The sequence below is a fragment of the Megasphaera sp. UBA4233 genome (assembly GCF_002395615.1).
GTDB classification, from domain to species: Bacteria; Bacillota; Negativicutes; order Veillonellales; family Megasphaeraceae; genus Megasphaera; species Megasphaera hexanoica.
In genome coordinates this window covers 37,495-49,268 of sequence record NZ_DGXL01000026.1, presented here as the reverse complement: position 1 = coordinate 49,268, position 11,774 = coordinate 37,495, and the positions used below count along the sequence as shown (strand labels likewise).

Genomic DNA, 11,774 nt, shown 5'->3' with positions numbered 1-11,774 from the left:
ATGAACACGAAAGAATTAGCTGCTGTATTAGAAGGAATGGATGTCGTCGATCTGACGCTGACCATGGAAGAAGGCATGCCGGTCTGGCCGACACATCAGCATTTCTATCACAATATTGTAGAATCGACAGAAATGGGAGATCCGGCCACTCATTATGCCGTTACGATGGGCGAACATTGTGGTACTCATCTCGATGCACCGCGCCATTTCATAACTGGTGCAACTCCCGTCGATGAAGTGCCGCTCAAACAGTTCTTCGGTCATGCTGTCAAAATCGAAGCGACTCAGGTCGGTGCATTGGGATTGTTCCATAAGGATGATATCATCGCCTGGGAAAAAGACCATGTAGAAATCCAGGAAGGAGACGTTGTACTGCTCCATTTCGGATGGGACAAACGGTATGCCCTGAAACCGGATTATGATGAATTCCTGTCTGACTGGCCGGGCCTGGCAGAAGATGGTGCCCAGTATCTGGCAGAAAAGAAAGTGAAAATCGTCGGCTGTGATGCCCTGGCTCTCGATGTATTCGGCGGAACGGACCCAACCCATAAGACACTTCTCCCCAAAGGCATCCTGATTATTGAAAATCTGTATAATCTGGGAACTCTTCCCGATGAAGTCCTGTTTGCCACGCTGCCTCTCAAGATTAAAGATGGTTCCGGCTCTCCTATCCGTGCCGTCGCTTTCGTAGAAAAGAAATAAGTGAGTTACCTGTTATAGAAAAGGAGTGAGTCTCTATGTACGTATATCTTTCTTATCCCATTGCAGAAGGACAGATTGCCTGGCCGGATGCCCCCGTATATACTTCCGGCCGCCATGATATCATCGGTATCGATGGCAGTTACTGCAATACATCGGTCATGACGATTCCCAATCATTACGGTACCCACTATGACGCACCACGTCATTTCAATGCCAAGGGACCTAAAATCACAGAGCTGCCGATGGATTACTTCTGCTTCAAGGGCGATGAAATCCTTATCCTCGACATCCCAAAAACGTTTAAGGAAGTCATTACGGCGGAAGATGTCATGCCCTACAAGGATCAGATTGCCAAAGCGAAACTGCTCTTGTTCCGTACGGGCTTTGAAAAACAGAAGGAACTGAATCCCCAGGGATACAAATACGAAAATCCGAGTGCTCATCCCGGCCTGTGCAAATATCTCGTAGAAAATTTCCCCAATCTCTGCACTATCGGCCTCGATTCCCTGTCCCTTGGATCGGTATGCAATGACTATGCGACGGAAGCCCATCACTGGCTGCTGGGTTATTATACGGATAAATTCGTGACCGTCATTGAAGATATGATGCTGTCGCCTCTCGAAGGAAAAACCGTAAAGAGTATCATCGTAGCACCTATCCGGGCACTGGACGTGGATAGCGCACCGGTTACCATCATTGCTGAAGTTGAATAAGGAATGACTCATAAGCCTGTCGCATGAAGAATTCTGCTATCATGCGGCAGGCATTTCCTTTTACCATATCAGATATGGTAAAAGGAAATGCCTGTCGTGACGGTTAAACTCATCTGCAGAAAAACGATTTGTCTGGCAGTCCTTTTTTACCTGTTGCGGACGTATATTAGAACTGGCTTATGTATTGACGGTATGCTATAATATCATTATAAGAATATCGATATTATAAAGAAGGCAGCTATCTTTTGCTGCGCGAGGTTACAGTATGATTGAACTTACCATTACACCTATGGAACCACGGGAAAATGTCAGGGCCTATGTATACCGGCTGTTATACCATAATATCATGGCAGTCCGCCTGACGCCGGGAACGGCTGTTTCCGAACAGGAAGTATCTTCCTACCTGGATATCAGCCGGACGCCTGTACGGGAAGCATTTATTCATTTATCCCAGGATGGGCTCGTGGAAATCCTGCCCCAGCGGGGGACCTTTGTTTCTAAAATCGACACGGCACTCATCGAAGAAAACCGTTTTATGCGCCTGACTCTCGAACGGGCCGTCATACGGCTGGCCTGTCAGGAGCTGCCGGACATGTACCTGAAACAGCTCGACCAATCTCTGAACGATCAGAAAGAAGCCATGGATGCTGGCGACAGTGCCCGCTTCATGACCCTTGATAATGAAATGCACGGCATCATTTTTGCCGGCTGCGGCAAGCCCCACGTCTGGCAGACACTGATGCAGGCTAATCTGGATTATCTGCGGTCCCGCGCGCTTTCCGTACTGAATACAGAAGAAATGGATATTGTCTATGCCAAGCACCAGTCGCTCGTGACTCATATACGGCAGCATGAAACGGACCAGGCGGAACGGGACATCAATGAACACATCGACCGTATCATCATAGACCTGGCGGCACTGCGGGCGGCCCATCCTGATTTTTTCAAATGATGAGAGATCCGTCCGCTATTCTACATGAATCAGGTGATAACGATGATTGATTTGGAAATTACGCCACCTCTCCAGCGGGAGACGGTGCGTTCTTACGTATACCGCATGTTATATGATAATATTATGTCACTCCATCTGCCGCCGGGATCGGCCATGTCTGAACAGGAAGTGGCAGACCTTCTGAAGACGAGCCGTACGCCTGTACGGGAAGCTTTCATCCATCTCGGGCAGGATCACCTGCTGGATATTTTTCCCCAGCGCGGTACGTTTGTGGCCAGGCTGCATACCCAGATGATACGGGAAGCCCGGTTTATGCGCGTTGTCATGGAAGAAGCTGTCATGGCAGAAGCCTGTCAGGGCCTCCCTGAATCTTGCCTCCGGCAGCTGTATGAAATCCTGGAGCGCCAGCAGAAAGCGGCAGATGCCGGTGATAAACGGGCTTTTTTTGAAGCGGACAATGCCTTCCATGAAACGGTTTTTTCTGGCTGCGGCCGGCCTCATATCTGGCAGACCCTGATGCGGGCCAGCCTCGATTATTCCCGTGCCCGCGTGCTCAATGCCTTTCTGGAACCGAAAGAAATTCCCCTTTCTGTCCATGAAGATATGCTGAAAGCGATAGAATCGCATGAGGGCGATAAGGCGGCCCGGCTGGTCCGCCAGCATATGGCCAATCAGGAAACGGGTATCCGTAAATTGATGCAGCTCTACCCCGATTATTTTATATAAAAAAGCGGCTTCTGGCGTCATGAACCAGGCTGAAACAGGTGATGGGTATGGAAATTCTGGCAAAAAAAGAAGATGAGTCGTCGCGGCAGTATGTACGGCGCTGTTTGCTTTATAATATTGTCAATGTAGAAATCAAACCGGGTGAACGGATTATCGAGAAGGAATATTGCGATTTGTTTCAGGTAAGCCGCACGCCTATCAGGGAGGCCATTCTGGACCTGCACAAGAATCATCTCATCGACGTCATGCCCAAGCGAGGCACCTTTGTCTCATACATTGACGAAGACCGGGTGGAAGAAGTGCGCCAGCTGCGGGCCGTCCTGGAAGCGGAAATCGCCCGGGAAGCCTGCCGGAAACTGACGGCAGATGATCTGGACCGGCTGCGGGAAAACGTCATTGTCTGGAAATATTACATTGGCCGCAAGCAGGTGCGCAAAATTTTTGAATTGGATAAGAAATTTCATGGACTCCTCTATACGCTGTGCGGAAAGCCCTACTGGAGTGAAATCGTCGAAGCGGCGGCACCGCATTTCGACCGGGCGATTGTCCTGAGTTTCCAGTGCATGCCTGCCTCCCAGGTCCTGGCCGATCATATGCAGCTCATCGATGCCATAGAAGCCCGCGATGAGGATAAGGCCTATGAACTGGCCCGGACACATCTGAACCGGTATAATGAAGAAAAGGAAATGATTAAACAATCTTTTCCCGGCTATTTTCAGTAAGGCCTGCATCGAATAAGGGCAGAAAAAAGGAAGCCGCAACAAAATGACCACTCAAGGCTGTTTTGTTGCGGCTTCCTTTTAGTTTATCATGGATGAGAATATGCCAGATTCCCCCTTTTGGTTCTGCCGTTAGAAATCTGTAGACAGATCAGATCCAGTGGACCATGATGCTGGCCAGGAGGCCGGAGACGACTGATACGGATACAATGCCGGCGATGACCAGTTTAGGCATGATGTAATGCAGAATGGCTTCTTTTTCTTCATCCGTCCTGCCACAGGCGCGGGATACTTCCAGGGAGATGAGGTATGTACCGGGGAAGCCGAAAAAGGCTGTGACGGCCATGGCGATGGAAAGCCTCCAGTCGAAACGGACGATCCGGCCGACGATGACGGCAATGACCGAGCAGCTGACCGTACCGACGGCCAGGACGACCAGGAGAGGCGCAATCATGCCCAGGAGCATGTCTGGCGTCGTGTTGGTCAGGCCGACGAAAATCAGGGCGACGGCACCGGCCATGACGAAGGTCAGGGCATTGGCCTTTGTCAGGCAGTTTTCTTCCAGAAGGCCCAGTTCATGAAGGATGATGCCGAAAATGAGGCCGAAGATGAGGATGCTGATGCCCGTAGCCTGGGCCAGGAGCATGGAAACATAGGAAATGAAACAGAGTTTGCAGAGGATGATATTGGGCGTACTGTATTTTTCCGGTATGTGGAACAGACGGAGATTCAAATTCTTTCCCGATTCTCCGTTAGAGAGGGTGCCGTTGTTGAATTCCGTGCGGACCCGGTCCCCTTCTTTCTTGCAGAAGAAGCTGGCAATGGGGATGCCGACGAAATTCTGGAACACCAGGACCAGCACGGCAAAGACTTTGATATCGGGGCGTCCCAGGACATCGCCTATAGGAGACATGACCAGATAGGCGACGACCCCGCCGGCCAGGACCGGGGCGCCTACCAGGGCGTAATAGGCGTCGATGAATAATTTTCCGATGAAGAAGACGCCGCCGGCTACGGAAAGGGTAGCAAAGAAGGTGACGAAGACGGTCTTCCATTCCTTGACGAAATCATTGATCTTGATGGCCGTACCGATATGGATGAGGAACATGCAGAGGGTAATCTTGGCAAAGGCGATGAGACCGGAATCGGCAAAAATCGTCTTGGGCAGGCCCAGCCAGAACCCGGCCGTAAAGATGACGGCACAGGCCAGAAGCATAGAGACGAAAGCCTTTGTCTTGTCGGCGATGAAATCGCCGATGGAATAAATGAGAAAGATCAGGCCGAGGGCAACCAGGGCATTCATAGTAACAACTCCTTTTTATAGTGTATTGGCTGCTTTCAGGTATACGGAAAGCATATATTCCAAGGCCAGGGGCAGGCCTTTTTCGTCATACAGGTAGAATTTGGGGTTGTGATGCGGTGTCAGTTCGTGGGTACCGGTCGGATCGCCCATGCCGAACCAGGCGACGGCTGCCGGTTTCTGTTCGCTGAAATAGCCGAAGTCTTCAGCACCCAGGCTGGGCGGGCAGTCGATAACCGTGATGCCCATAGCGCCAGCCGTGTCCTGCATGATAGAGACACAGGAGGCATCATTTTTGCAGGCCGGATAGCCATATACCATGGTGGTCTTGACTTCGCACTGATGGGCGGCGCAGATGCTGTTGCCCAGCCGTTCGATTTCTTCCATGACTGACTGGCGCAGATCCGTATCGAGGACGCGTACGCAGCCGCCCATGCTGACCGTTTCGGGGATGACGTTGGCTACGCCTTCGACGCCGCAGTGGAGATAGCTGACCGAGACGGTGCAATTGGCCAGAGGGTCACATTTCAGGGCCGGAATGAGGGCGATATCGTTTACCAGTTCCGACGCTGCAAATATAGGGTTGTTGGCCTTGTGGGGGAATCCGCCGTGGCCGCCTTTGCCGCGGATCTTGAAGTCGTATGTACCGACAGCGGCAAAACGGACGCCGTCGTGGATATCGATCTGGCCGAGCGGGGCCGATGCGTTGACATGGATGGCGAACATGTAATCAATGTGGTCCATGATCCCGTCTTTGACCAGCTGCTGGGCACCGCCGGGAAGGAATTCTTCACCCTGTTCGAAGACAAAATAGACTGTGCCGCGGACGAGTTCGCGGTGACGGGCCAATGTTTCGGCAACGGCCATGAGGATAGAGGCGTGGGCATCGTGGCCGCAGGCGTGCATGACGCCGGGATTGGTGCTCTTGTAGGGAAGATCATTCGTTTCCGTGAGGCCCAGGGCATCGAAATCAGCGCGCAGTCCGATAGACGGGCCGGGCTGGCTGCCTTTGAGGAAGCCGACCGTACTGTTGCCCGTAATGCCCGGCATCAGTTCGATACCGGCCTTTGTCAGATGGTCCCGGATCCAGGCTGCCGTATTCGTTTCCTGGAAGGACAGTTCCGGGTGGGCATGGAGATAGCGGCGGTTCTTTATAATCTGGTCACCATATTCTTCTACGAGTTTTTTTACGTCTGTCATAGGAATCACTCTCTTTCTGTAATATAACAATAGCATGATGATGGTAACAAAAAAGGGCGGTACGTGAGGGACGAAATATATCCGCGGTACCACCCTGTTAATCTAAAATATTTAGATCAGCTCTTGCGCTCTGTAACGGGAGCTTGCCGGCCAGGCCTACTTACGGTTCAGCCAGGCAGTTCAGGAATGTACTTCATATGACCGTCCCTGCTGTCTTGCACCAGGCGGCAGCTCTCTGGAAAGTCCAGTCATACTACTCTTTCCTTCATTACTTTTTGCAATCACCTTAAATTTTTAAAATGTGATATATCTAAATTATACTGAAAAAATCTTTTCTGTCAAGATACATGTCTATCCTGACATTACATCAGCTCCTGCAGAGCCGTTTCGTAGACTGTGAGCATATATTCCAGTGCCAGGGGAAGCCCCTTTTCGTCATCGATATAGAAACAGGGATTGTGATGGGACGTGGGGGCGATGGCGCCGGTCGGATCGGCCATGCCGAGTTTGGCGATGCCCGCCGGTTTCTTCTGGGCATAATAGGCAAAGTCTTCGGCACCGAGAACGGGCGGGTTGTCGAGGACCGTAAGGCCCATGGACGCGGCGGCTTTGCGGAATATGTCATTGCATGTGGCATCGATTGTATTCGCCGGATAACCATAGACCAGGCTTACATCGCACTGGCACTGGTGAGCGGCACAGATGGCTTTGGCCAGGCGTTCGATTTCTTTCATGACGAAGTCGCGCAGATCCGTATTGAGGACGCGGGCATTGCCACCCATGCTGACCCGTTCGGGAATGACGTTGGCTACGCCGTCTACACCGCACTGGAAATAGCTCACAGAGACAGTGCAGTTTTCCAGGGGATCGCATTTCAGGGCTGGAATCAGATTGATGGCGCTGACCAGTTCGGCTGCGGGAATGACTGGGTTGTTGGCCTTGTGAGGGAAGCCGCCGTGGCCGCCTTTACCGGTGATTTTGATGTCGTAGGTACCGACGGCGGCTTCGCGGACGCCGGCGGCGACATCGACAGTGCCTACCTTTTCGAGGGCTGCGGCATGCCAGGCAAACATATAGTCAATGCGGTCCATGATGCCGTCTTTGACCAGCTGCTGGGCGCCGCCGGGGAGAAATTCTTCCCCCTGCTGGAATACGAAATAGATAGTGCCGTGGACGAGTTCCCGGTGATAGGCAAAGATTTCGGCCATGGCCATGAGGACTGCCGTATGGGCATCGTGGCCGCAGGCGTGCATGGTGCCGGGATGGGTGCTCTTGTAGGGCAGGTCATTCATTTCCGTAAGACCTAAAGCATCGATATCGGCGCGGAATCCGATGGACGGACCGGGCTGTGTTCCTTTGAGGACGCCGACCGTGCTGTTGCCCGTAATACCAGACAGGGTGGGAATGCCAATGGCTGCCAGATGGTCCCGGATCCATTGGGCTGTATTCGTTTCATGGAAGGATAATTCCGGATGGGCGTGGAGATACCGCCGGTTTTTGATGACTTCTGCTGCATAGGCTGCAGCTAATTTTTTCATTGTTCCAGACATGACAAACTGCCTCCTTTTTTACCGTAAGTATACTACGAATAGATATATTTTACGATTCTTTTTTTAGTTTATTGTATAAAGCCTGACGGCTGATGCCGAGGATGCGCGCCGCCTGGGTATGGCTGCACCCTTGTTCGATGAGCCCGTGGATGAGCGACTGTTGCAATGTATCCTGCAGCCCTTTGAGGTCGATATGCAGCGTATCGGCATCGCGACGGGTCCAGCCGTGGCCGGCCTGGTCAAAAAGGTAGCCGTATGACGGGTCTCCCTGTTCACCGTAGAGATGATACCGCAGGGCAACGCTGTATAGTTCCCGTATATTGCCCCACCAGCGATGTTTTTCCAGGACCGGGCGCAGGGCATCGGGAATCTCGACGGCATGGCCGGTCAACCGTTCCAGGAATATGGAGAATAAGTAAAAAATATCCGATGGCCGTTCGTTGAGAGACGGCAGGTCGAGCGTCAGAGGATTGAGGCGGAAATAGAGATCGCGGCGGAAGCGCCCCGATTCGATCTGGGGGATGATATCGGCATTGCTGGCGGAGATGATGCGGATATCGAGGGGAATGACATAATCCGACCCGATGCGCATGACCTGCCGCGTTTCCAGGACGCGCAGCAGCTTGGACTGGATATTGGCGGACATACTATTGATTTCGTCGAGGAAAATCGTGCCGGTGTGGGCCAGCTCGAAGAGGCCGGCTTTCCCTTCTTTGCGGGCTCCCGTAAAAGATCCGCCTTCGTAGCCGAAAAGTTCGCTCTCCAGCAGTTCAGGCGGCAGGGCAGCGCAGTTCACGGCGACGAAAGGGCCGCTGCGCCGCGGGCTGGCATTGTGGATGCTCTGGGCAAAGAGTTCTTTGCCGGTGCCGCTTTCTCCCTGGATGAGGACCGGCGCATTGTAAGCCGCCATGATTTTTGCCGTGGCGATGCAGCGTTTCATGGCCTTATCCCTGGTCAGGATATCGCTGAAGGTGTGGCGGGCCGTGAGCCCTGTCCGGGACAGTTTATAGCGGACATTTTTTTCCAAGCGCTGCAGTTCCGTGACGTCGCGGATATTGAGGATGAAATACGGCTTGTCGTTGAGCGTGAACGGCCGCGTCGTGGCTACCAGCGTGTATGGCGGACAGTGCAGGATGCGGTTCTGGAAAAAGGGCGGTTTTTTGAAGGCTTCATCCAGATCGGGAAACATATGCTGGATCGTATCAGGCGTCCTGGGGAATTTCAGGAAATGGTGTGCCTTGGGATTAAAATGAGTGATATTCCCCTTTTTATCATAGATGATGATGCCTTCGTCTACGTTGTTCAGTACGGAAGACAGAAGGGAAATCTGATTCTGTTCGCGCCGGTTCAAAAGTACCAGGTCATGGGCGTACTGGTAGGCCGACAAGATGGCCGATTCACCGGGCGTAATGGGAAAGACTGGCAGCCGTGTGTGCGTAAGAAGCGGCATGACCAGACAGCTGACGATAGCCGTACCTGGTGATTCCGGAATGGCATCGGCCAGGGCTCCCAGCGTCTCAGGGGAGATATCGACACTATAGGGATGAATGACCATCTTACTGCGGATTTCCGGCCAGCACATAGCCTCGTTGAAAATGACATGCTGGCTGAGAAACAGGTGGATTTTTTCATAATTCTCTACCTGATGGAGCGTATAGAGAATATCACTGGTCGAATAATGCAGGCACAGTACGGGGATATCCCGGATGGCCTGGGACAATTCGTAGTATGGTCCGGTGTGGGTAATGATGACCTGGGCTCCCTGCTCTACGAGGTGACGGCCCTGTTCGAAGCGGTTGGGGAAATCGAGGACAGCTACCTTCGTGGGGATGTAATTTTTTTGTTCTGCCACAGAAGCCTGACGGAGGACTGCTTCTATTTCTTCCTTCAGAGTTTCGTTGGCTGCGAGAAAATAAATAGATTCCATAACATACCTCCTGATTTCTTCTATCATAGGAAAATTGTAAAGGTGTGTCAATAAATGTATACAAATTAATTTGGAAAAACGAAAGAAATACAAAGAAATGGGGATATATCACCATTATTTAAGTTGGCATATATCTTTCACATATATTGCCGACAGATGTATAGTATCCCATAACTGAAAAAGACATGTATGAGGAGGTATCATGATGAAAAAATTAATATCAGGTGATGAAGCCCTGGCACGGGGCCTGTATGAAGCCGGTGTCACCTTTGCTTCGGCCTATCCGGGCACGCCGAGCACGGAAATCCTGGAGAATGCAGCTAAATATGAAGAAATCGATGCCGAATGGGCACCGAATGAAAAGACAGCTATGGAAGCGGCTATCGGAGCTTCTGTTTCCGGTGTACGGTCCTTTGCAGCTATGAAAATGGTCGGTCTCAACGTAGCGGCCGATCCACTTTTTACCTACGCTTATCTCCATGTCAATGGCGGCTTTGTCTTTGTATCGGCCGATGACCCGGGCATGCATTCGTCCCAGAACGAACAGGATAACCGCAATTATGCCAAATTCGCCAAAATATGCATGTTTGAACCGTCCAATTCCCAGGAAGCCAAGGACATGACTAAAGAAGCCTATGCCGTCAGCGAACGGTTCCATACGCCGGTCATGATCCGCATGACGACCCGTGTCTGCCATTCCAAGAGTCTCGTAGAAGAAGGGGCCCGTGTAGAAGTGCCGGCTGTACCCTATGTAAAACAGCCGGAAAAAATGGATCCCGTACCGGCTATTTCCCGCGTGCGCCGCGTCGTCATCGAACAGAGGGAGAAAGATCTGGCAGCGTATTCCGAAACCTGTCCCTGGAATGTAGAAGAAGCGGGTCATACAAATATGGGCATCATCACATCCGGTGCCGCCTACAACTATGTAAAAGAAGTATTTGGCGACAGCGTATCGGTCCTGAAAATCGGCTTTTCTTATCCCCTTCCCATGAATAAAATCCGTGCCTTTGCGGAAAAAGTAGATACCCTGTATGTCGTGGAAGAACTGGACTCTTTTATGGAAGACCAGATCAAGGCTGCGGGTATTCCATGCCATGGACATGATATCATCCCCAATATAGGCGAGCTCAACCCGGATATCGTACAGAAAGCACTGACGGGTACAGGAAATGATGGAGTATCTGTTCCAGAAGAATTCATCGTCCCCCGTCCGCCTGTCCTTTGCGCCGGCTGCCCTCACCGGGGCTTTGCCTTTGAACTGGCCAAACGTAAGAATACAGTCATGCTCGGCGATATCGGCTGCTATGGCCTGTGCGGTGCTCCCCCGCTGAATGCCAAGGATATGGGCCTCAATATGGGTGCTGTCTTTTCAATGGGACATGGCATGGTACACGGCTTTGCCCGGAGTGGTCAGCAAAAGCGCGTCGTCGGCTATATGGGCGACTCTACCTTCTTCCACAGCGGTATCAATGCTCTCATGGAAGTCTCCTATAATAAATCCAATACGATCTGTGTCATCCTCGACAACCGCACGACGGGCATGACGGGCCATCAGGAAAATCCCGGCACGGGCTATAATCTGAAAGAAGAAATCACGACCATGCTAGACATTGAAACCATCGTCCGGGCCCTGGGCATCCGGAACGTCCGTACAGTCAATCCCCAGAATCTGACGGCTATGAAAGAAACGCTGGACTGGGCCTTTGCCATTACGGATGAACCGGTAGTCATCATCACCAAATGGCCATGTGCCCTGAAGAAACTTACGCCTTTTGATAAGAAAGAATTCACTATAGAAAAAGCCGTATACGGAGTGGTGGAAGATGCGTGTATCGGCTGCCGCAAATGCCTTACGACAGGATGCCCGGCCCTGCGCTTTGACAAGGAAACGAAAAAATCCAGTATCTCTCCGGCAGACTGCAACGGCTGTTCTGTCTGTGCCCAGGTCTGCCCGGTACAGGCTATCGTAAAGAAAGGGGAATAAT

General features: G+C 51.8%; 10 protein-coding genes and 1 other annotated feature. Of the genes, 6 read left to right on the top strand and 4 right to left on the bottom strand.

All coding sequences use genetic code 11. The features are described from left to right. The 5 genes from B2U90_RS09540 to B2U90_RS09520 all read left to right on the top strand — a co-directional run bounded on the left by B2U90_RS09540 (position 1) and on the right by B2U90_RS09520 (position 3,815). Positions 1–702, top strand: coding sequence for a cyclase family protein (locus B2U90_RS09540; RefSeq protein WP_059076269.1), 702 nt, complete (start codon positions 1–3; stop codon positions 700–702). 35 nt (positions 703–737) lie between these two features. After that, positions 738–1,415: a cyclase family protein gene (locus tag B2U90_RS09535; RefSeq protein ID WP_059076270.1), complete on the top strand. Its 678-nt coding sequence runs from the start codon at positions 738–740 to the stop codon at positions 1,413–1,415. A gap of 265 nt (positions 1,416–1,680) precedes the next feature. Then, complete coding sequence (locus B2U90_RS09530) at positions 1,681–2,367, top strand: GntR family transcriptional regulator (RefSeq protein ID WP_113855221.1); 687 nt, start codon at positions 1,681–1,683, stop codon at positions 2,365–2,367. 42 nt (positions 2,368–2,409) lie between these two features. Continuing rightward, positions 2,410–3,093, top strand: coding sequence for a GntR family transcriptional regulator (locus B2U90_RS09525; protein ID WP_059076272.1), 684 nt, complete (start codon positions 2,410–2,412; stop codon positions 3,091–3,093). A gap of 41 nt (positions 3,094–3,134) precedes the next feature. Then, positions 3,135–3,815 (top strand): GntR family transcriptional regulator, encoded by a 681-nt coding sequence (locus tag B2U90_RS09520; protein WP_201784365.1) that lies wholly within the window; start codon positions 3,135–3,137, stop codon positions 3,813–3,815. Between the two features lie 148 nt (positions 3,816–3,963). Here B2U90_RS09520 and B2U90_RS09515 read toward each other — a convergent pair whose 3' ends face one another. From B2U90_RS09515 to B2U90_RS09500, 4 genes are all read right to left on the bottom strand, one after another. Next, the gene (locus tag B2U90_RS09515; RefSeq protein ID WP_059076274.1) at positions 3,964–5,115 is read right to left on the bottom strand and encodes a hypothetical protein; all 1,152 of its coding nucleotides are present in this window, start codon (positions 5,113–5,115) and stop codon (positions 3,964–3,966) included. Between the two features lie 15 nt (positions 5,116–5,130). Beyond that, positions 5,131–6,312, bottom strand: coding sequence for a M20 metallopeptidase family protein (locus tag B2U90_RS09510; protein WP_240937109.1), 1,182 nt, complete (start codon positions 6,310–6,312; stop codon positions 5,131–5,133). A 63-nt stretch (positions 6,313–6,375) separates the two neighbouring features. Further along, positions 6,376–6,590, bottom strand: a binding site (T-box leader). Between the two features lie 84 nt (positions 6,591–6,674). Beyond that, a complete protein-coding gene (locus B2U90_RS09505; protein ID WP_292017655.1) occupies positions 6,675–7,862 on the bottom strand; it encodes a M20 metallopeptidase family protein in 1,188 nt (395 codons plus the stop codon). A 49-nt stretch (positions 7,863–7,911) separates the two neighbouring features. Next, on the bottom strand, positions 7,912–9,789 hold the full coding sequence (locus B2U90_RS09500; protein WP_292017654.1) for a sigma-54 interaction domain-containing protein: 1,878 nt from the start codon (positions 9,787–9,789) through the stop codon (positions 7,912–7,914). Positions 9,790–9,991: 202 nt separating this feature from the next. On the opposite strand from B2U90_RS09500, the gene iorA reads away from it, so the two are divergent. Continuing rightward, a complete protein-coding gene (gene iorA, locus B2U90_RS09495; RefSeq protein ID WP_257536612.1) occupies positions 9,992–11,773 on the top strand; it encodes an indolepyruvate ferredoxin oxidoreductase subunit alpha in 1,782 nt (593 codons plus the stop codon). Position 11,774 lies beyond the last annotated feature (1 nt).

Excerpts from the sequence above, each read along its gene's own strand:
- B2U90_RS09540 (WP_059076269.1), top strand. The coding sequence starts at position 1 with ATGAACACGAAAGAATTAGCTGCTGTATTAGAAGGAATGGATGTCGTC.
- B2U90_RS09535 (WP_059076270.1), top strand. The coding sequence starts at position 738 with ATGTACGTATATCTTTCTTATCCCATTGCAGAAGGACAGATTGCCTGG.
- B2U90_RS09530 (WP_113855221.1), top strand. The coding sequence starts at position 1,681 with ATGATTGAACTTACCATTACACCTATGGAACCACGGGAAAATGTCAGG.
- B2U90_RS09525 (WP_059076272.1), top strand. The coding sequence starts at position 2,410 with ATGATTGATTTGGAAATTACGCCACCTCTCCAGCGGGAGACGGTGCGT.
- B2U90_RS09520 (WP_201784365.1), top strand. The coding sequence starts at position 3,135 with ATGGGTATGGAAATTCTGGCAAAAAAAGAAGATGAGTCGTCGCGGCAG.
- B2U90_RS09515 (WP_059076274.1), bottom strand. The coding sequence starts at position 5,115 with ATGAATGCCCTGGTTGCCCTCGGCCTGATCTTTCTCATTTATTCCATC.
- B2U90_RS09510 (WP_240937109.1), bottom strand. The coding sequence starts at position 6,312 with ATGACAGACGTAAAAAAACTCGTAGAAGAATATGGTGACCAGATTATA.
- B2U90_RS09505 (WP_292017655.1), bottom strand. The coding sequence starts at position 7,862 with ATGTCTGGAACAATGAAAAAATTAGCTGCAGCCTATGCAGCAGAAGTC.
- B2U90_RS09500 (WP_292017654.1), bottom strand. The coding sequence starts at position 9,789 with ATGGAATCTATTTATTTTCTCGCAGCCAACGAAACTCTGAAGGAAGAA.
- iorA (WP_257536612.1), top strand. The coding sequence starts at position 9,992 with ATGATGAAAAAATTAATATCAGGTGATGAAGCCCTGGCACGGGGCCTG.